The following is a 19,658-nucleotide window of genomic DNA, read 5'->3' as shown; positions in this document are numbered from 1 at the left end:
AGCGCGCTCAGGCGCCCGCCACGGCCTTCGCCGGCACGCGCGGAACGGGAACCATCATCCCCCGCTTGATCAGCTCCGCATGGGTGAGGTCCAGCACCCGCCAGGCGGTGGCGACCAGTTCGTCCGCCTCCTCGTGCGACAGGGTGAAGGGCGGAGCGAGGATCATGCCGTCGCGCACCGCGCGCATCACCAGCCCCTCCTTGAAGGAGAAATCACGGCAGATGAGGCCCACCGTGCCCTCCTCGGCCGCGAAGGCGGCGCGGGTGGCCTTCTGCGGCGTCAGCTCGATGGCGCCGATGAGACCCACCATGCGCGCCTCGCCCACCAGCGGATGCTCGGCGAGCTTCAGCCAGCGTTCCTGCAGATAGGGGCCGATATCGGTCCGCACCCGCTCCACCAGATTTTCCTCGTGCATGATCTTCAGGTTGGCCAGCGCCGCCGCGCAGCCGCCGGGATGGCCGGAATAGGTGTAGCCGTGGTTGAAGTCGCCGCCATGCTCAATGAAGCCTTCGGCGAAGTGATCGCCGACGATGACACCGCCCAACGGGAAGTATCCGGAGGTCACGCCCTTGGCGAAGGTGATGAGATCCGGCTTCACGCCCATGAATTCGCAGCCGAACCAGCGACCCGTGCGCCCGAAGCCGCAGATCACCTCGTCGCAGATCAGCAGCACGTCGCGCTCGCGGCAGATCTTCTCCACCTCGGGCCAGTAATTGGCGGGCGGGATGATGACGCCGCCGGCACCCTGGATGGGCTCGCCGATGAAGGCCGCCACATTCTCCGGCCCCGCCTCGTCGATGGCGCGGGCCACCTCGCGCGCGGCATAGAGGCCGAAATCCTCGCGGCTCATCTCGCCACCCTCGGCCCACCAATAGGGCTGGGCCACGTGGATGATGCCGGGAATGGGCAGGCCGCCCTGCGCATGCATGGGCTTCATGCCGCCGAGCGAGGCGCCGCCCATGGTGGAGCCGTGATAGCCGTTGCGGCGGGAGATGAAGATGTGCTTCTCGGGCTTGCCCAGCGCCGCCCAGTAATGGCGCACCATGCGCAGCACCGTGTCCACCGCCTCCGAACCGCCGGAGGTGAAGAACACATGGTTCATATGGGCCGGCGCCACCTCGGAAATGGCCGCCGCCAGCTCCGCCGCGGCGGGGTGGGTGGTCTTGAAGAAGGTGTTGTAATAATCGAGCTGGTAGAGCTGCTGCGCCATGGCATCGACGATGGCGTGCCGCCCGTGCCCCACCTGCGAGCACCACAGGCCCGACATGCCGTCGAGGATCTTGTTGCCGTCGCTGTCGAAGACATAGACCCCCTCGGCCCGCGTGATGACCCGCACCCCCTCGGCATTCAGCGCCTTCGTGTCGGAGAACGGATGCAGGTGGTGCGCCGCATCCAGCGCGCGCCAGTGGGCGGTGGAGTTGGACAGGGGGGCGGACGTCACGATGGCGATGCTCCGTGTTGAACCTCTTCGGTTCTAGCGCGAAAGCGGGACCGTGGGCCACCCCCGCGCTATCGCCGCCCGCCTGATCTGCTAAAGCTGCGCCCGATGGATCGAGCGTGCGGAGGCGAGGGCATGGAACCGGGGTTCTGGCAGGCGCGGTGGGAGACGAAGCAGATCGGCTTTCACGAGGGAAAGCCCAATACCTATCTGGTGAAGCACCTCGACCGCCTCGGCCTCGCGCCCGGCGCGCGCATCTTCCTTCCCCTGTGCGGCAAGACGCGGGACATCGCCTATCTGCTCGGACAGGGCTTCGCCGTGGCCGGCGCGGAACTGAGCCGCATCGCGGTGGAGGAGCTGTTCGCCGAGCTGGAGGTGGTGCCCGAGATCACCGCGGCCGGCGACCTCATGCGCTTCAGCGCGCCCGGCCTCGACATCTTCCAGGGCGACATCTTCGCCCTCGAAGCCGAGACCCTTGGCCCGGTGGATGCGGTCTACGACCGCGCCGCGCTGATCGCCCTGCCGCCCGACATGCGCCCGCGCTATGCCGCCCATGTCACGGCCATCACCGGGGCGGTGCCGCAGCTGGTGGTGACGCTCGTCTATGACCAGTCCCTCGTCGGCGGCCCGCCCTTCTCCGTGCCTTCGGTGGAGGTCCATGCACTGCACGACGCCGGCTATCAGGTGACGCACCTCGATGCCGTCACCCGTCCCGATGCCCTCAAGGGCCAATGGGAAGCGACCGAAGAAGTGCATCTGCTGGAGCGGCGGTGAGGGATAGCGCACCCCAACGCTAGAGCCGCGTCCACACCGTCTTGAGGTCGGAATACTTCTCCAGCGCGTGCAGGGACTTGTCGCGCCCGAAGCCGGACTGCTTCACGCCGCCGAAGGGGGTGGTGATGTCGTCGGCGTCGAAGCAGTTCACATATACGATGCCGGCCCTGAAGCGGCGCGCCACCTTGTGGGCGGCGGCAAGGTCGGCGCTCCACACCGAGGCGCCGAGGCCGTAAACGGTGCCGTTGGCGATCTCCACCGCCTCGTCCAGCCCGTCGAAGCCGATCACCGACAGCACCGGCCCGAAGATCTCGTTCTGCGCCAGCGCAGACGACGGAGCCACGTCGTCGAACACGGTGGGGGCCACGAAGGCGCCGCCGGTCTCGGTGCGCACCGCCGTGCCGCCCGTCACCAGCCGTGCCCCGCTCTCGCCGCCGGCCTGGATGGCGGAGAGGATGCGGCCCTGGTGCTCGCGGCTCACGACGGCACCGGCCGGCGCATCGGGATCGAGCGGGTCGCCCGGCATCCAGCGCGGGGCGAGCGCGGCGACACGCTCCACCAGCTCGGCGCGGATGCGGTTGTCCACCAGCAGCCGCGAGGCCGCCGTGCACATCTCGCCCTGATTGAAGAAGATGCCGCCGGCCACCGCCTCGGCCACGGCGCCGAGGTCCTTCACGTCGTGCGCCACCACGAAGGCGGTCTTGCCGCCCAGTTCGAGCGCCACGCGCTTGATGTTGCTCTCGGCGGAATAGCGCAGGAAATAGCGGCCCACCTCGGTGGAGCCGGTGAAGGCGATGGCGTCCACATCCATGTGAAGCCCCAGCGCCTTGCCCGCCTCGACGCCGAGCCCCGGCACCACGTTGAATACCCCGTCGGGGATGCCGGCCTCCGCCGCCAGCTCGGCGAGGCGCAGCGCAGTGAGCGGGCTTTCTTCCGCCGGCTTCAGCACCACGGAATTGCCCATGGCCAGCGCCGGTGCCACCTTCCAGGCGGCCATGATCATGGGGAAGTTCCACGGCGTCACGCAGCCGACCACGCCGAGGGGCTCGCGCAGCACGAGAGCGAGATTGTCGTCGGTGGTGGGCGCGACCTCGCCATAGACCTTGTCGCAGCACTCCCCGTAATAGGCGAAGCAGTCGGCCGCCGCGCGCACGTCGACGGCGCGGGCGTCCGAGATGGGCTTGCCCATGTTCAGCGTCTCGGTGAGGGCCAGCTCGTCCCGGTGGGTGCGGATGAGATCGGCGAAGCGCAGCAAGGCGCGCTTGCGCTCCAGCGGGCGCTGGCCGGCCCAGCGACGATCCTCGAAGGCGCGGCGCGCGGCCTTCACGGCGCGGTCCACATCCTCCGCATCGCAGGCCGCGACCTCGGCGATGGCGTGGCCGGTGGCGGGATTGACGGCGCTGAAGGTGCGGCCGGAGGCGGCCGGCACGAAGGCCCCGTCGATGAAGGCGTGGGTCCGGAAGGAAGGAATGTCCGCCGCCGCCCGTTCCACCGCCGCCATGATGTGCGCTCCGCTGCCAGACCCGGCCCGTGCCAGACCTGCGGCACCCTCGCGCGCCGTAACGGGAGCCGTCAAGGTGGGGCGGCGGGCGCCTATTCGCGCTCGGGCGGGCCGCTCTCCCCGTCCTCGTCCTCTTCGGGACGGCCGGGGATGGCGTAGCTGCCGGACAGCCAGCGGTTGAGGTCCACGTCGGCGCAGCGCTTGGAGCAGAAGGGCTTGTAGCGCTCCACCGGCGGCTTGCCGCAGATGGGGCACGGCCGGGCGGCGGGGATGGGCTTGGCGGGGGTATCCGCGCTCACGCCGCGCGCTCCACCCAGCCGGCGCGCACGTCGTAGCCCTGGCCGGTCAGCAGGCCGAGGGTTTCCGAAAGCGGCAGCCCGACCACGTTGGTGTAGGAGCCCACGAGCTTCACCACGAAGCCGCCGGCAATGCCCTGGATGGCATATCCACCGGCCTTGCCGCGCCACTCGCCGCAGGCGAGGTAATCGTTGATCTCGTCGCGCGACAGCCGCTTGAAGCGCACCCGCGTCTCCACGAGGCGGGTGGCGGTGCGGCCGCGCGGATCGATGAGGCAGACGCCGGTATAGACGCGATGGGTGCGGCCGGAGAGCAGGCGCAGGCACGCCTCCGCCTCGTCCACCAGGTCCGGCTTGGGCAGGATGCGCCGGCCCACCGCCACCACGGTGTCGGCGGCGAGCACCAGCGCGTTCATGTCGGCGTCCTTGGCCCGGCCGGCCACCAGCTTCGCCTTCTCCTGCGACAGGCGCTGGGCGAGGCGGCGGGGCAGCTCGCCGCGCTCGGGCGTCTCGTCCACGTCGGCGGGCATGAGAAGGTCCGGCTCGATGCCGGCCTGGTTCAGCAGCGCGAGGCGGCGGGGAGAGCCGGAGGCAAGGACGAGCTTCACCTGATCGTTCACGGAGCAAAATCCTCCCGGGCCGGACCGCGCCGGCCGAATGCAGGACCGTGGTCTAGCGGAATTGGGGGAGCCTGTGAACGCCGATCAACTGCCCGTGATGGCAGTCCCCGCCGGTAACCGCCGCCGGCCGGCGCCCGAAAAGCCCCCTGTCGGCCAAGCGCAGCCGATCCAGGGAAGAAGGACGCCATCCATGTTCAGCCGCCGTTTCACCCTCGCCTTCGCGATCGCCCTCCCCCTCGCCGCAGCCGCCTTCGCCGGCGCATCCGCCCTCGCCGGCACCGAACACGGCGCCACCACACACGCCGCCACCGAGCACGCCGCCTACACGCCCGCCGCCTTTGCCGACGCGCAGAAGGCGGGCAAGCCCATCCTCGTGGAGATCCACGCCAGCTGGTGCCCGGTGTGCGCGGCCCAGGCCCCCATCCTCGGTGAGCTGCTGGCCACCCCCAAGTTCAAGGACGTGGCGGTGTTCCGCGTGGATTTCGACAGCCAGAAGGATGCGGTGAAGGCGTTCGGCGCCCGCTCGCAGAGCACCCTCATCGTCTACAAGGGCAAGACCGAGGAAGGCCGTTCCGTGGGTGATACCGCGAAGCCGTCCATCGAGGCGCTGCTGGCCAAGGGCGTTTGAGGCGGCCATGGCCCTCGGAAGCCTCGGCCTCGCGTTTCTCGCGGGCGTGCTCTCCATCCTGTCGCCCTGCGTGGTGCCGCTGCTGCCCCTGGTGCTCGGCGCGGCAGCGGCCGAGCACCGCCTCGCCCCGTTGGCGCTGGCGGTGGGGGTGACGCTCTCCTTCACCGTCATCGGCCTGTTCGTCGCCACCGTCGGCTACGCCATCGGGCTGGAGGGCGACGCTTTCCGCATGGTGGGCGCGGTGCTGATGATCGGCATCGGCGCGGTCCTCGCCGTTCCGCCCTTGCAGACGCGGCTCGCCACCGCGGGCGGGCCGGTGAGCGACCTCGCCAGCCGGCACCTCTCCGGCTTCGCGACGGAGGGGGTGGGCGGCCAGTTCGCCGTCGGGCTGCTGCTCGGCGCGGTGTGGAGCCCCTGCGTCGGCCCGACGCTGGGCGCCGCCTCGGTGCTCGCCGCGCAGGGCCGCGACCTTGGCGAGGTGGCGGCGGTGATGGGCCTGTTCGGCCTCGGCGCCGGCCTGCCGCTGGCGCTCGCCGGAACCCTCTCCCGCCCCACGCTGATGCGCTGGCGGTCGCGGATGATCTCCGGTGGCAAGGGGGCGAAGGCGCTCATGGGTCTCGTGCTGGTGGTGGTCGGGCTGCTGATCGCCACCGGCGCCGATAAGCGGATCGAAGCGGCGCTGGTTCAGGTCTCCCCGGCCTGGCTGACCACGCTGACGACGCGGTTCTGACCTCCCGCAGGTCGTCTCCGCTTCGATCCAGAGACGGGCCGAACAGGGGCCGTCTCCCTCCGGCCGCAGGTGTCCTGCTCGTCCCGCAGGCTGTGGCTGGTGCCCGGTGGCGCACGCCTATCCCACGTGCACCGCCGGGCTCTTCGTGTGTTCGGGGGTATGCCTCTTGCATGGGCGCGGGCGAACGGGGCCCGCGGCATGAAAACCTTTCTGGATTGGTCGGCTTACGACACCTACGGCATCGGCGACGCCTATTCCGGCATTCCCGCCACCGGCGGGAACTACGCCAAGGCCGTGGCCGTGTGCATGCACAGCCGCGATTGTCAGAATACCGGCAAGGGCGTGATGTGCCCGAGCTACCGCATCACCGGCGACCGCGCCCATTCCACCGAGGCCCGCGTCGCCGCCTTCAAGGTGGCTTTGAACGACGGCGGCGACGCGGCCGCGTTCGCCGATCCGCGGCTCGACGCCGCCATGGACCTGTGTGTCTCCTGCAAGGCCTGTAAGAAGGAATGCCCGAGCGCCGTCGACATGACGCTCATCAAGACCGAGTATCTGGCGCAACGGCACGAGATCAAGGGCGTGCCCCTGCGCACCCGCCTGTTCGGCGGGGTGCCGGAATGGACCGGCCGCCACCGCCGCCTGCTGCGCCGCGCCATTCTCCTGCGCAACCGCGTGCCGCTGATGGCCCGGCTCGCCGAGTGGTTCCTCGGCATCAGCGCGCGCCGGCCGATCCCGGAGCCGGCACCGGCGGCCTATGTGGCGCCGCCGGCCGCGCCGCATCTGGCGGAGCGGGGCGACGTGATCCTGTTCGTGGATACCTTCTGCCACCATTTCGAGCCGGAGGTGGCGGAGGCCGCCCGCGAGGTGTTGACCTTCGCCGGCTATCGCGTGCGCATCGCCAAGCCCGACCCCGCCGACGCCGAGCCCGACCGGCCTTTGTGCTGCGGCCGCACCTACCTCACCACCGGCATGGTGGAGAAGGCGCGCAGCGAGGGAAAGCGCGTGCTCGCCGCCTTCGAGGGCGAGATCGCCGCCGGCACACCCATCATCGGCCTCGAGCCCTCCTGCCTGCTCTCGCTGCGGGACGAACTCTACAGCCTCGGCCTCGGCCCGAAGATCGGCGCGCTGGGCAAGCAGCTCTACCTGTTCGAGGAATTCCTCGCCCGCGAGCATCAAAACCGGGGCCTGCGTCTGAAGCTGAAGGCGCTTCCCGGTGCGAAGGCGGTGCTGCACGGCCACTGCCACCAGAAGGCGTTCGGGGTGATGAAGGCGACGCGCAAGGTGCTCTCCTTCATCCCCGGCTTCTCCTACGACATCGTGGAGACGAGCTGCTGCGGCATGGCCGGCAGCTTCGGGCTGGAGGCGGAGCATTATGATGCCTCCATGCAGATGGCCGAAATCGCCCTTCTGCCCGCCATGCGCGCCGCACCGGACGACGCGCCGCTGATCGCCAATGGCTTTTCCTGCCGCCACCAGATCGAGCACGGTTCGGGCCGCAAGGCGCGCCACATCGCGCTGCTGATCCGGGATGCGCTGGACCGGGACTGAGGCACAGGGGCAGGCCCCACGGGGAAAAGCTTTATCGGCGACGCTGCGCCAGCTATCTATGGGAGAACCGTCGTCGGCCCGATGCGTGAACCGTCGGCCTCAATGTGAGCGCCCCCATGAACGCCATCACCTCGCTGAAGTCCTTCATCCTCGACCGGGTCGAGATGATCGGCGCCCCCTTCTATACCGACGCTCACCGCCTCTCGGTGCCCGAGGACGACCCCCACGACACCCTCGCCGCCGGTGCGGCGGAGGACCATGACCCCGCCGACGGCCAGTCCTTCGCCATCGATTATGTGGACCATGCGGGCAATATCAGCCACCGCCGCATCTCGGTGTGGGCGGTGCAGCGCAATGTGGAAGGTGTGCCCATCCTCATCGCAAAATGCCACGAGCGGCAGGCGGCGCGCGCCTTCCGGGTGGACCGCATCACCGGCGTGACCGACCTCGACGGGGCGAAGCGCGAGCCGCTGTCGCGCTTTTTCTACGAGACCTTCGGCTTCATCTGGCCCAAGGACGCGGAGGTGGTGGCCCCGGAGGAACCCGAGGACCAGCGCTGGGACCGCATACGCATGGTCATCCGCAAGGCCGGCATCACGCTCCTCGCCGCGCTGGCGCGGGCGGATCGCGAGATCGGCGCGGCGGAGGTGGAGGAGATGGTGTTCTTCTGCGAGCGCGCCTGCGCCGCCGAGGAGATCGACCTCACCGGCACCGAGCGCGAGCGCCTTGCCGCCTGGGTCGCCCGCCTGCGGCCGACGCCCGAATCCGTGGAAAGCTCTCTCGACACCCTGTTCGAGAGCGGCACCGAGGCCATCGCCACCCTGCTCAAGGCCGGCATGCGCGTCATCAGCGCCGACGGCACGCTGAAGGAAGCCGAGGCCGAGATGCTCGACGCCTTCTGCTATGCCCTCACCGGCCGGCACGTAAGATAGGCTTCACCAAAGCAGAGGCGCGACGGCACCATATGGCCGCGCCTGCGTTGTCCTCCGAAACCATCCGGAGGACACAATGACGTCTGCCCGCCCGATCCGCCTCTTCCGCCCTGCCCTTGCGGGGCTATTCCTCGCGGGCGCGCTCCTGAGCGGCCCCGCGCTGGCGCAGCAGGCCGCCCCGGCCGATCCCGTCCCCCCGCGCCCCGCGCCCGCCACGGAAACACCCGCGCCGGCCACATCGCCCGTCGTGCCGCCGCAGGTCGCGCCGCCTCTGGCCGCGCCCAAGCCGGAAGATGCGCTGAAGTCGCGGGCGGAACAGACCGTCACCGAGGAGGCGCTCAAGGACGCCGAAGCCGAGGCCCCCGAGGATGCCGAGCGCGCCGCCGCTTGCAAGGCCCATGCGATGGCGCGGCTCAAGGCCCGCTCGCCCTCCGTCGACGACATCTTCATCGACATGGACGGCCTCACCATCGCCAAGGCCGACACCACCGTGGGGCAGGAGAAGATCACCGCCGTGCTGATGGGCGAGGCCTATATCAAACGCGACCGCTCGGACAAGGCCCACCGCTTCCTCTGCCTCGTGGGCGAGAGGGACAAGGTGGTGATGACCTTCTTCACCGAACGATAAGTCTCAGGTCTCGACCAGGCCCGTGGTGTTGCCGGAGGCCACCGAATCCGTGCGGCCGTGGGGCTTGGCCAGATATTCGTCCGAGCGCATCTCGTGCAGGCGCGAGATGGTGCGGGCGAACTCGAACGCCTCCGCCCCCTCGGTGCCGAGATAGAGCTGCTCCGGCTCGGCGGCAGCCGAGGCGATGAGCTTCACGTTGGCGTCGTAGAGCGTGTCGATGAGCGAGATGAAGCGCTTCGCCTCGTTGCGCTGGTCCGGCCCGAGAATGGGGATGTGCTCCAGCACGATGGTGTGGAACTGGCGGGCGAGGCTGAGATAGTCCGGGTTCGGTCCCAGCGCCGCCTCGCACAGGTCGGCGAAGGAAAAGCGCGCCGCGCCCTGCCCCATGGCGGGAATGGCGAGCTTGCGCCCCTTCAGAAGCATCTCCCCCGGCTTGCCGCCGGTGGGGCCGGCGAGACGGCGCCAGGCCGCCGCCACCGCCGCGTCGGCGGCCGGGCCGAGCGGCGTGTGCCAGGTGCTCACGCCCTCCAGCTTTTCCATGCGGTAGTCGGTACGGGAATCGAGGGACATGACACGCATGCGCTGCTCGATCTCGCCGATGAAGGGCAGGAACAACGCACGGTTGAGGCCTCCGGCATAGAGATCCTTCGGCGCGACGTTTGAGGTGGCCACCACCACCACGCCATCGGCGAACAGCTTCTCGAACAGCCGGCCGAGAATCATGGCATCGGCGATGTCGGTGACGTGGAATTCGTCGAAGCACAGCACCTTGGCCTCGTCGGCCAGCGCCTGCGCCACCGGGGCGATGGGGTCGGCGCTCTTGCGCTCGCCCTGCTTCTGCGCCTGCCGCTCGCGGAAGATGCGCTCGTGCACGTCGCCCATGAATTCGTGGAAATGCGCCCGGCGCTTGCCCTTGGCCGGCAGCGCATCGAGGAACAGGTCCATGAGCATGGTCTTGCCGCGGCCGACCTTGCCGTAGACATACATGCCCTTGGGCTGGACCGGGGCGCGGCGCTGGAACAGCCAGCCGAGCGCCGAGGATTTCTGCGCCAGCGCCCGCTGCCGCAGTTCCAGCTCCAGCCGGGCGAACTCGTTCACCACTTCGGCCTGGGCCGGATCTTCCGAGATTTCCCCAGCGGCAAGTTTCGCCGCATAAAGCTCCGTGACCCGCGCCGTCGTCTCACCCGCCATGAACGTGTTCCCGTTCACCCGCCGTTCCCGGCGCCTTCACCTGCCGCGCCGCGGTTCGGCGCTTGTGCACTGCCGCATCCGCTTAGAGCAGATCGGCGGAAAGTTGAAGCTCAGAGCGTCTCGGCGATGACCAGAGGATGGCCTGGCATGAGCTCGTAGGGCGCCTTCCACCCCGGCAGGGCGGCGATGCGGCCGGCCCAGCGGGCCAGAGCGGGATAATCCTCCACCACCACGCCCGCCCGCTCGGGATAGTAGATGTATCCGACAAGCGAGATGTCGGCGATGGTGGGCCGGTCGCCCACGAGAAAGTCCGAAGCCTGCAGGTGCTTGTCCGCGACGGCATAGGCCGCCCTCGCGCGTGTCCTGAGGAAGGCGCTCAGCTCGTTCTCGCCCTCGCCCCGCAGCTCGACCATGAAGCGCAGGGTGGCGAAGTAGGATGTGAACTTGTGATTGTCGAAGAGAATCCAGCGTAGCACCTCGCGCCGGCCTTCCTCGTCGTCGGGCAGGAAGTGGCCGGTCTTCTTCGCGAGATAGTCGAGGATCACGCCCGACTGGGACAGCTTCAGCGCACCATCCACCAGCACCGGCACCTCGCCCATCTCGTTCACGTCGCGCTTGTAAGCCTCGGTGCGGGTCTCGCCGTTGAAATAGTCGACGAACCGGGCCTCCCAGACGAGCCCGCACAGCTCCAGCATGAGGGCGGCACGATAGGCATTGCCCGACTGGGCGAAGCAGTAGAGTTTGAAGGGTGACACGCCGCCCGGTCTCCGTGTTGACCACCAGAGCACACTATCCCCATCAGACCCGTCCCCGTCAGGCCCGCCTGCGAAAAGGCGACCGCGCTTAGGCCAAATTCTTTCGTCATCCACCGTCCCGCCCGACAGGAACAGCCGAGCCCGCACGATGGAACCCCTTGCCCCGCCACGCCACCGTCCGCGCGAGCCGTTCGCCCGCCGCGTGAAGCACTGGCTGGCCGACCACGACCCCGGTGGCATCGACACCACGCGCGCGCTCGCGCTGGGCATCTCTTTCGTCATCGTCATCGCCACCGGCTACGCCACCTCGGTGGGGTTCCGCTTGGGCATGGACACCACCTTCCCGATGATGGCCGGCTGCGCCGCGCTGGTGATGATCTCGTTCAATCCCGGCGCCAGCGCCGCCGCTGAAGGGCGCACCATGCTGCGCCTGTTCGGCGTCTCCGTCGCCTTCCTCGTGCTTCTCACCGCCATCGGCCCCGGCAACGGCGCGGCCAACGACATGGTGCAGAAGCTGCTGCTGATCCCGTTGTCCTTCATCGCGTTGGCGCTCAGGCGCTCCGGCATGGACGGCCAGCGCCTCGGCCTCGCGCTGATCGTGGTGGCGACGGTGGGCACCATCATCCGCCCGACGCGGATGGAGGCGGCCATGCTGCTCCTCGCCTTCTGCCAGGGGGCGCTGGTGGCGGCGGCGGTGCGGCTCTCGCCGTGGCGGCCGTCGGCGGTGAACGCCTTCGTGGACACCACCCTCGATATGCAGAGCGCCGTCGCCACCTACCTGCGCGAGCTGTCGGCGGCGGTGCGCGACAATCATCCCTTCCCGCCGGATGCGTCCGAGGTGCTGGAGCACCTGCGCGGGCGCGTCTGGAACGCCCTCGCCAACGCCATCGCGGAAGACCCCGCCGCCCAGCCCGATTTCGAGCAGCTGCGCGTGCGCTTCTATCGCCTGCGCGTGGCGGTGCAGCTTCTCGCCGGCTGCGTGCCGCAGAAGACGCCCGACACCGTGGACTGGCGCCAGCCCTTCGCCGCCGCAGCCGACCACATCGCCCGCCGACTGGAGGCGGTGGATGTCTCCGATGTGCATGCGGAAGAACGGTTCGAGCGCGCGGTGGCGCAATTGCGTCTCGTTGCCTTCTCGCCGGACCTGCCCGGCGAGGCGCGCTTCGCGCTTCTGCGGGCGCTCACCGCCTTCGATCGCCTCTCCATGGTGGTCACCGGCATCGCGGCGGCCGAGATGGCGCCCTTCCCCCCGCCCCATCCGGATGACGAGCAGGACGCCCTGCCCCCGCCGCCCAGGGCGATCCCCCTCTTCGTGAAGGCGACGGACGGCCGCCAGATCCTCTCCGCGCCCTACCGGGTCGCCTGCCAGGGCGCCATGGCAACCGCCATCACCACGGCGTTCGACCTCATCGTCCATCTCGATCATGCCTATTGGGCGACGATGACGGTCATGTTCGTCATCGGCAACAGCGTGGGCGAGACCTACATGCGGGTGCGCTACCGCACGGTGGGCACGCTCATCGGCGTGGCGCTGGGCTTCGGCCTGTTCCTCGCGCTGGAAGGGCAGATCTGGGTCATGGCCGGCTTCTGCATGCTGGCGCAGATGATCGCCGTGGTGACCCAGAAGGACCGCTACGACATCGCCTCCGCCGCGGTCGGCCTCTCGGTGGTGCTGGGCCTCCACATCATCTCCGGGCTCGGGCCGGAGGGCATGGTCGCCCGCGTCTACGAGACGGCCATCGGCGCGGCGGTGGCGCTGGCGGTGTCGTTCATCGTGCTGCCGGTCTACCTCACCGATCAGGTGCGGCCCGAGGTGCGCGCGCTGCTCCGGCGCTGCCGGGCGGCCTTTGCATCGTGGTGGCCGCACCCCGGCGAGACGACCAGTGTCGCGGCGCTGGTGCGGGATGTCCGCTCCCTCGGCCTGCGTCTGCCCAATCTCGGCGCCGAACAGGTGTTCGGCCATTCGGCGGGAGACGTGGCCAACATCGTCTCCACCCTCGACGTGCTCATCACCTATCTCGCCCTCATGGAGGACGTGGCCCACCGCCTCGCCGCCGCGAACCCCTCGGAGCAACTCCTGACCGTGGTGGAGGCGGCCCGCTCGCGCACCCTCACCGCCTTCGAGGTGGTGCTGGGGGAGGCCGGCGCCGGGAGCGCCGATGCCGCCAATCCCGCCGTGGCCGCCGCTGTTTCCACCGTGCTCGGCCTCGCCGACGACGCCAAACTGCGCGAGACCCTGCCGCTGGTGGCGGACTATCTCGCCTATTCAGAAGCGCTGCTGCGCCCCCTGCGTGAACTCAATGCGGGCCTGCGCGACAAGCCGTGGCGCAAGGAAGACATGATCGCTGCGGGTGCCGCCCCGGCCACGCCAGCGCCTTAGATCCAGCCTTGATCGCAGTCCAAGTGGCTGTAGAGTCGAAATCGAGGTGACGGCCGAGCAAAATTGGGGTGCCACGACCATCACCCATGCGGAGGGAGACGATGACAAGGGCCGGCGTTTGCAATTTGGTCGCCGTGATGGCGCTTACGACTGCGGGAATGCATCTGGCCAACGCCCAGACGCCCGTCGATCTGGGCACAATCTGGAACGAGCAGGAAGCCGGATGGCAGGGCGTGTGGACGCGCGTCGGCCGGTCCAACACATTTCAGGCCGTCTGGACCAAAGACAATCGCGTTGTCCGCGCCAGTCTTCAGATGACCGTGAGTGGAAATGTCGTTTCGATCACGCGGGATGACACGTCCGGGCCAGGTGTTGGCAAGGCCGGCTGCGAATATACCGGAACCGTACAGGGCAATATGATCGCTGGCGATTACAATTGCGCCTGGTCGAAAGCTGCTGGAAAGTGGAAGGCGACCATTTCGCGTTGACCCGTCATACGCAAGCCGTGTCTGGCGCCCGCTGCGGCTTTCTTTAACGGCGGCAACCTTTAACGACGGCCAACGTTCAAGTCAGCAGCATCCCCGTCGACACGCGCAACGGAGCGCTCCAAGGACGAGCCGGCGCATTCTCCACTCTGGGTTCAGAGGGCGACTCACAGAGCGGGTTGATTTTGATCCGCTCGGATCGCGCTCTATAGCGCGACCGGCTTGAAGTGCTTGGAGAGCTTCAGCCCCTGGCCCTGATAGTGGGAGCGCATGTCGGCGCCATAGAGCGTGTGTGGGCGCGCGGCCATGCGCTCGTAGACGAGGCGGCCCACGGTCTGCCCGTGCTCCAGGATGAACGGCACCTCGCGGGAGCGCACCTCCAGCACCGCCCGCGCACCGCGCCCGCCGGCCGCCGGATTGCCGAAGCCGGGATCGAAGAAGCCGGCGTAATGCACCCGGAACTCGCCCACCAGCGGATCGAACGGCACCATTTCCGCCGCATAGTCCGGCGGCACATGCACCGCCTCGCGGGAGGCGAGGATGTAGAAGGCATCCGGATCGAGCACCAGATTGGCCGGCCGGTCGGCGCGCACGTGGATGGGCTCCCAGAAGTCCGCCACGTCCAGCACGCCGGCCTGATCCACGTCGATGACGCCCGTATGCTTCTTGGCCCGGAAGCCCATGAGACCGCCCAGCGCATCGCCGGCGAGGTCCACCCCCAGCGCGATGCCGCCCGCCGCCACGTCCGGGCTCGTCGCATCCACGAGGCATTCGGCGGTCTGGAGGTTCAGAAGCTCCAGATCGGACAGCCGCGAGACACCCCGGCGGAAGCGCACCTGCGACAGGCGCGAGCCGGTGCGCACGAGAATGGGGAAGGTGCGCGGCGAGATTTCCAAATAGAGCGGGCCATTATAGCCGGCCGGGATGGTGTCGAAGGCCCGCGCGCCGTCGGTGATCACGCGCACGAACACGTCGAGCCGCCCGGTGGAGCTCTTGGGGTTGGCGGCGGCGGCCAGGTCCGCCGGCAGCTTCAGCCGCTCGAACAGTTCCACCAGATAGACGCAGCCAGTTTCCAGCACCGCGCCCTTGGTCAGGTCGAAATCATGCAGGGCGAGATCGCCGAGGCGTTCCTTCACCGAGACGCCGGCGCCCGGCAGGAAGCTCGCACGCACCCGCCATGCGGTGCGGCCGAGGCGCAGGTCCAGGCTCGCCGGCTGGATCTGGTCGTCGTCCAGCGCCTTGCGGCAGGCGATGGCGCCGGACGCCTTCAGCGCGCCGATTGCCTCTGCAGGCAGGATGCCGGGTTTCAGATGCTCCGTGGCACGCATCGTCATATCCGCTTTCCCGTCCTTTTTGTTCGATTTACCGGACGAAGCCCTTGACGCCAAGGGGGGCCCCGCTCTTAAGTGCGGCGGTGGAGAATTTGAGCCGGCCGGCTTGCAGCCACGTTAAACAACCATGCTAAAAGGCCGGGGAGACGACAAGGCGAGTACGTCTATGCAGCAGCTCCGTCTGCGCATAGGGCGAACGCCCGGTCCGGTCCCCTCGGCCTCCCCTCGGAGACCGTCATGTCCGTGGCGCCAAAGCCCCCCCGGTTCGTCCCCCGCGATCCCCTTACACTCCACCCGGAAACACGGCTAGTCCATGGCGGGACGACGCGCTCCCCCTTCGGTGAGACCTCCGAGGCGCTCTTCCTGACGCAGGGCTTCGTCTATGACGACGCCGAAAGCTGCGAGGCGCGCTTCAAGGGCGAAGACCCCGGCTTCGTCTATTCCCGCTATTCCAACCCCACCACCGCCATGTTCGAGGAGCGCATGGCCCTGCTCGAAGGGGCGGAAGCGGCGCGCGCCACGGCCTCCGGCATGGCGGCGGTGAATGCCGCGCTGCTGTGCCAGCTCTCCGCCGGCGACCATGTGCTCGCCGCCCGCGCTTTGTTCGGCTCCTGCCGCTGGATCCTGGAGGACTTCCTCCCCCGCTTCGGCGTCGAGACCACGCTCATCGACGGCGGCGACCTCGACGCCTGGAAGGCGGGCGTGAAGCCCAACACCAAGATCTTCTTCCTGGAAAGCCCCACCAATCCGACGCTGGACCTGATCGACATCGCCGCGGTGGCAGAGATCGCCCACACGGCGGGGGCGCGTCTCGTGGTGGACAACGTGTTCGCCACCCCCCTCCTCCAGCACCCGTTCGAGCTGGGAGCGGACGTGGTGGTCTATTCCACCACCAAGCATGTGGACGGCCAGGGCCGCTGCCTCGGCGGGGTGATCCTCTCCTCCAAGCAGTTCGTCACCGACCACCTCCAGACCTTCCTGCGCCAGACCGGCCCCTCCATCTCCCCCTTCAATGCGTGGATCATGCTGAAGGGGCTGGAGACGCTGGCCCTGCGCGTGGAGCGCATGCAGGCGAGCGCCGGCAAGGTGGCCGACGCCCTCGCCGCCCTGCCGGGCGTGGAGAAGGTGATCTATCCCGGCCGCGCCGATCATCCCCAGGCGGAGCTGGCGAAGCGGCAGATGAAGGGCGGCGGCACCCTCGTGACCTTCGTGGTGAAGGACGGCAAGGCCGGCGCCTTCCGCTTCGCCAATGCCCTGCGGCTCATCCGCATCTCCAACAATCTGGGCGACGCGAAGAGCCTCATCACCCACCCCGCCACCACCACGCACCAGCGATTCACGCCGGAGACGCGGGCGGAGATGGGCATTTCCGACGGCCTCCTGCGCCTCTCGGTGGGCCTCGAGCATGCCGACGACCTGATCGCCGACCTGACCGGAGCCGCCGAAGCCTTGTGATTGCAGGCGTCGTGCCGCGCGGACTGCCGCGCCGCACCATGTCCTGTTGCGCGCGGGCGACAACGCAGGTTCACTATGCGCCGCGGGGGCATTTTCTCCCGCGGTGTGAGGAGGTCGAGCGGGTATGTACCGCGCCATCACTCGGAACATTCAGGTGACCGCGACGCCGCGTTATGTGGCCGAGCGGTCGGAGCCCGACCAGGGCCGTCATTTTTGGGCCTATACGATCGAGGTGGCCAATTTGGGCCAGGAGACGGTGCAGCTCAAGGCGCGCCACTGGATCATCACCGACGCCAACGGCCGCACCGAGGAGGTGCACGGGGCCGGTGTCGTCGGTGAGGAACCGACCCTGCCGCCCGGCGGCCGGTTCGAATACACGAGCGGGGTGCCGCTCAACACGGCTACCGGCATCATCCGCGGACGCTACGAGATGGTCACCGACACGGGGGAGGCCTTCTCCATCGAGATACCGGCCTTCTCGCTGGACGTGCCGGACGTGCGCCGCGTCCTCAACTGATCCCACTCATCCGCCCGGCGCAGGCCGGGCGGGGAAACCTGTTTAGCTTTAACCTTTTTCAGCCTTGGCCTTTTCGGCTTTAGTTTTTTTTGGCCCCTGTCCTTTATTGACGTTGCAGCGAACCGGGCGAGAGGGGAGATCATGCACGCGGGCATTCCCACCGTGGAGGCCGAGGCCGTATCGGTCCTCAGCCTGCGCCCGGTCGCGGCCACGCTCGGCATCCTGCTCGCCATCCTCGGCGCCGCCATGCTGGCGCCCGCCGTGGCCGATTTCGCCGCCCGCGCCAACAGCAGGGAGACGTTCGCGGGCGCGGCCTTCGTCGGCTCGGCCGCCGTCACCATCTTCGTCGGCGTGCTCCTGTGGATGACCGGGCGCGGCCAGCTCACCCGCAAGCTCGATCTGCGACAGGCCTTCGTGCTCACCACCTCGGTCTGGGTGGTGCTCTCGGTGTTCGCCGCGCTGCCGCTGATGTGGGGGTCTTCCCGCCTCTCCTTCACGCGGGCCATGTTCGAGAGCATGTCCGGCCTCACCACAACCGGCGCCAGCGTCATGTCTGGGCTCGACGCCATGTCGCCGGGCATCCTCCTGTGGCGGGCGCTGCTGCACTGGTTCGGCGGCATCGGCATCATCGCCATCGCCATCGCCGTGATGCCGGTGCTCTCCATCGGCGGGATGCAGCTGTTCCGCACCGAATCCTCCGATAAGTCCGACAAGTTCCTGCCGCGCGCGGGCAGCATCGCCAAGCGCCTGCTCCAGGCCTATGTGCTGCTCACCGTCATCTGCGCCGGGTGCTATCTGGCGGCGGGCCTCAAGCCGTTCGATGCGGTGACGCTCGCCATGTCCACCCTGTCGAGCGGCGGCTTCGCCAATTCGGACGCCTCGCTCTCGGTTTTCGCGAGCCCGGCGGTGGACTATGTGGCCATCGTCTTCATGCTGGCCGCGGCCCTGCCCTTCCCGCTCTATGTGCGGGCGCTGTCGGGGGATGCGAGCCGGCTGTTCACCAATCCCGAGGTGCGGGTCTTCCTCGCCATCGTCGGCGTGTTCACGCTGCTGTCCTTCGCCCAGCAGAGCCTCCAGGGCATCGCCAGCGGCGAGATGGCGCTGCGCAGTGCGCTGTTCACGGTCAGCTCGCTCATTTCCACCACCGGCTTCATGTCGGTGGACTACACCAACTGGGGCCCGTTCTCGGATGCCCTCTTCTTCGTGCTGATGTTCCTCGGCGGCTGCACCGGCTCCACCTCGGGCGGGCTGAAGGCGCTCCGGCTCGCCATTACCGCCAAGGCCATCCGCCAGCACCTGAAGCGCATCTCGTTCCGGGCCGGCATCTTCCCCATCCGTTATGGCGGGGCGCCGGTGTCTGACGACGTTGTGGGCTCGGTGCTCTCCTTCGTCTTCCTCTATCTCCTCACCTTCTTCCTGGTGGGTGTCGCGCTCAACGCGATGGGGCTCGATCTGCGCACCGCCTTCTCGGCGGCCATCGCCTGCCTCGCCAATGTGGGGCCGGGCCTCGGTCCGGTGGTGGGGCCGGCCTCCAATTTCGGTGGCCTGCCCGATCCCGCCTTGTGGCTGCTGACCGCCGCCATGATGCTGGGGCGGCTGGAAATCCTCACCGTGCTGGTGCTGTTCATGCCGCGCTTCTGGGTGCGCTGAGGCGCGCCTCAAAAGTGCGCCATATAGCCCCCATCAACCGCCAGGATCTGGCCGGTGATGTAGGACGCCGCCGGCGAGGCGAGGAACACCGCCGCCCCCGCCACCTCCTCCGGGTGCCCCCAGCGGCCGAGCGAGGTGCGGCGGAAGAGCCATTCCCTGAGCGTCTGGTCGCGCGACTGCGCCTCGTTGGCCGCGGTGAGCATGTAGCCGGGGGCGATGGCGTTCACCGTGATGCCGTGCGGGCCGAGATCGGCGGCGAGCGCGCGGGTCAGCGCCTCCAGCCCGCCCTTGGCCGTGGTGTAGGCGGCATCCCCGGCGCGGGAGAGCGGACCGGCGATGGAGGTGATGTTGATGATGCGCCCGCCCGCCTTGCGCGCCACCATGCCCCGCGCCACCTGCCGGGTGAGATGGGCGGGGGCAAGCAGGTCCATCTCCACCAGCCGGCGGAAGTCGGCGTCCTCCATGTCGAGGAAGGCGCGGCGGTCGCGGGCGCCGGCATTGTTGACGAGGATGTGGATGGGCGGGGCCTTGGCCATGGCCGCATCCACCGCCGCCGCGTCGAACACGTCGAGCAGGAAGGGCTCCGCTTTGCCGCCCTTGCGGATGATGGCGGTGACGGCGGCGCCGAGCCGCTCGGCATGGCGCCCGTTCACCAGGACATGGGCACCGGCCTGCGCCAGCGCCATCGCCATCTCGAAGCCGAGGCCGGAGGCCGAGCCGGTGACGAGGGCGGTCTGTCCATCGAGGGCGAAGGGATGGGTCACGGCGAGGCTCCGGGGTTCGTCTCCCCTGCCTA

19 protein-coding genes and 1 riboswitch are annotated in these 19,658 nt (G+C 68.9%); of the genes, 11 read left to right on the top strand and 8 right to left on the bottom strand.

All coding sequences use genetic code 11. From position 1 onward, the window contains the following. Window positions 1–7: 7 nt before the first annotated feature. Window positions 8–1,441 carry an aspartate aminotransferase family protein gene (locus XAN126_RS0104865; protein WP_024277477.1) on the bottom strand — a complete coding sequence of 478 codons (1,434 nt, stop codon included), beginning with the start codon at window positions 1,439–1,441 and terminating at the stop codon, window positions 8–10. Window positions 1,442–1,573: 132 nt separating this feature from the next. Between XAN126_RS0104865 and tmpT the strand changes: the two genes are divergently transcribed. Next, complete coding sequence (tmpT, locus tag XAN126_RS0104860) at window positions 1,574–2,212, top strand: thiopurine S-methyltransferase (protein ID WP_024277476.1); 639 nt, start codon at window positions 1,574–1,576, stop codon at window positions 2,210–2,212. A 19-nt stretch (window positions 2,213–2,231) separates the two neighbouring features. On the opposite strand, the gene XAN126_RS0104855 is transcribed toward tmpT, so the two are convergent. The 3 genes from XAN126_RS0104855 to XAN126_RS0104845 all read right to left on the bottom strand — a co-directional run bounded on the left by XAN126_RS0104855 (window position 2,232) and on the right by XAN126_RS0104845 (window position 4,629). Beyond that, window positions 2,232–3,713 (bottom strand): aldehyde dehydrogenase, encoded by a 1,482-nt coding sequence (locus tag XAN126_RS0104855; RefSeq protein WP_024277475.1) that lies wholly within the window; start codon window positions 3,711–3,713, stop codon window positions 2,232–2,234. 92 nt (window positions 3,714–3,805) lie between these two features. Then, window positions 3,806–4,012: a DNA gyrase inhibitor YacG gene (gene yacG, locus XAN126_RS0104850; RefSeq protein ID WP_024277474.1), complete on the bottom strand. Its 207-nt coding sequence runs from the start codon at window positions 4,010–4,012 to the stop codon at window positions 3,806–3,808. Further along, complete coding sequence (locus XAN126_RS0104845; RefSeq protein ID WP_024277473.1) at window positions 4,009–4,629, bottom strand: Maf-like protein; 621 nt, start codon at window positions 4,627–4,629, stop codon at window positions 4,009–4,011. The genes yacG and XAN126_RS0104845 overlap by 4 nt, the downstream gene beginning before the upstream one ends. Window positions 4,630–4,819: 190 nt before the next feature. Between XAN126_RS0104845 and XAN126_RS0104840 the strand changes: the two genes are divergently transcribed. From XAN126_RS0104840 to XAN126_RS0104820, 5 genes are all read left to right on the top strand, one after another. Continuing rightward, window positions 4,820–5,257 (top strand): thioredoxin family protein, encoded by a 438-nt coding sequence (locus tag XAN126_RS0104840; protein ID WP_024277472.1) that lies wholly within the window; start codon window positions 4,820–4,822, stop codon window positions 5,255–5,257. A 7-nt stretch (window positions 5,258–5,264) separates the two neighbouring features. Further along, window positions 5,265–5,987 (top strand): cytochrome c biogenesis CcdA family protein, encoded by a 723-nt coding sequence (locus XAN126_RS0104835; RefSeq protein ID WP_024277471.1) that lies wholly within the window; start codon window positions 5,265–5,267, stop codon window positions 5,985–5,987. A 198-nt stretch (window positions 5,988–6,185) separates the two neighbouring features. Next, the gene (locus XAN126_RS0104830; RefSeq protein ID WP_024277470.1) at window positions 6,186–7,538 is read left to right on the top strand and encodes a (Fe-S)-binding protein; all 1,353 of its coding nucleotides are present in this window, start codon (window positions 6,186–6,188) and stop codon (window positions 7,536–7,538) included. A gap of 116 nt (window positions 7,539–7,654) precedes the next feature. Further along, window positions 7,655–8,470, top strand: coding sequence for a WYL domain-containing protein (locus XAN126_RS0104825; protein WP_024277469.1), 816 nt, complete (start codon window positions 7,655–7,657; stop codon window positions 8,468–8,470). Window positions 8,471–8,546: 76 nt separating this feature from the next. Then, complete coding sequence (locus XAN126_RS0104820) at window positions 8,547–9,098, top strand: hypothetical protein (RefSeq protein WP_024277468.1); 552 nt, start codon at window positions 8,547–8,549, stop codon at window positions 9,096–9,098. 3 nt (window positions 9,099–9,101) lie between these two features. On the opposite strand, the gene zapE is transcribed toward XAN126_RS0104820, so the two are convergent. Continuing rightward, window positions 9,102–10,289, bottom strand: coding sequence for a cell division protein ZapE (zapE, locus tag XAN126_RS0104815; protein ID WP_024277467.1), 1,188 nt, complete (start codon window positions 10,287–10,289; stop codon window positions 9,102–9,104). A 110-nt stretch (window positions 10,290–10,399) separates the two neighbouring features. Next, complete coding sequence (locus tag XAN126_RS0104810) at window positions 10,400–11,044, bottom strand: glutathione S-transferase family protein (protein ID WP_024277466.1); 645 nt, start codon at window positions 11,042–11,044, stop codon at window positions 10,400–10,402. A 148-nt stretch (window positions 11,045–11,192) separates the two neighbouring features. Here XAN126_RS0104810 and XAN126_RS0104805 point away from each other — a divergent pair, with 148 nt between their 5' ends. Both XAN126_RS0104805 and XAN126_RS0104800 read left to right on the top strand, forming a co-directional pair. Further along, window positions 11,193–13,424: an FUSC family protein gene (locus tag XAN126_RS0104805; RefSeq protein ID WP_024277465.1), complete on the top strand. Its 2,232-nt coding sequence runs from the start codon at window positions 11,193–11,195 to the stop codon at window positions 13,422–13,424. Window positions 13,425–13,582: 158 nt separating this feature from the next. Further along, window positions 13,583–13,912 (top strand): hypothetical protein, encoded by a 330-nt coding sequence (locus XAN126_RS0104800; RefSeq protein WP_155982220.1) that lies wholly within the window; start codon window positions 13,583–13,585, stop codon window positions 13,910–13,912. A gap of 203 nt (window positions 13,913–14,115) precedes the next feature. Here the strand turns inward: XAN126_RS0104800 and XAN126_RS0104795 are convergent, their stop codons facing one another. Next, window positions 14,116–15,243 carry a 2'-deoxycytidine 5'-triphosphate deaminase gene (locus XAN126_RS0104795; RefSeq protein WP_029876724.1) on the bottom strand — a complete coding sequence of 376 codons (1,128 nt, stop codon included), beginning with the start codon at window positions 15,241–15,243 and terminating at the stop codon, window positions 14,116–14,118. Window positions 15,244–15,313: 70 nt separating this feature from the next. After that, window positions 15,314–15,394, top strand: a riboswitch (SAM riboswitch). An 83-nt stretch (window positions 15,395–15,477) separates the two neighbouring features. Between XAN126_RS0104795 and XAN126_RS0104790 the strand changes: the two genes are divergently transcribed. The 3 genes from XAN126_RS0104790 to XAN126_RS0104780 all read left to right on the top strand — a co-directional run bounded on the left by XAN126_RS0104790 (window position 15,478) and on the right by XAN126_RS0104780 (window position 18,862). Beyond that, window positions 15,478–16,695, top strand: a complete 1,218-nt coding sequence (locus tag XAN126_RS0104790) for an O-succinylhomoserine sulfhydrylase (RefSeq protein ID WP_024277462.1) — start codon at window positions 15,478–15,480, stop codon at window positions 16,693–16,695. A 124-nt stretch (window positions 16,696–16,819) separates the two neighbouring features. Next, the gene (gene apaG, locus XAN126_RS0104785) at window positions 16,820–17,212 is read left to right on the top strand and encodes a Co2+/Mg2+ efflux protein ApaG (protein WP_024277461.1); all 393 of its coding nucleotides are present in this window, start codon (window positions 16,820–16,822) and stop codon (window positions 17,210–17,212) included. A 141-nt stretch (window positions 17,213–17,353) separates the two neighbouring features. Next, window positions 17,354–18,862 (top strand): TrkH family potassium uptake protein, encoded by a 1,509-nt coding sequence (locus XAN126_RS0104780; RefSeq protein WP_024277460.1) that lies wholly within the window; start codon window positions 17,354–17,356, stop codon window positions 18,860–18,862. Window positions 18,863–18,870: 8 nt separating this feature from the next. Here the strand turns inward: XAN126_RS0104780 and XAN126_RS0104775 are convergent, their stop codons facing one another. Further along, complete coding sequence (locus XAN126_RS0104775; protein WP_024277459.1) at window positions 18,871–19,626, bottom strand: SDR family oxidoreductase; 756 nt, start codon at window positions 19,624–19,626, stop codon at window positions 18,871–18,873. Window positions 19,627–19,658: the final 32 nt, after the last annotated feature.

It is taken from the genome of Xanthobacter sp. 126 (genome assembly GCF_000526175.1).
GTDB lineage: Bacteria > Pseudomonadota > Alphaproteobacteria > Rhizobiales > Xanthobacteraceae > Xanthobacter > Xanthobacter aminoxidans.
This window is presented reverse-complemented; position numbering and strand designations above follow the sequence as displayed.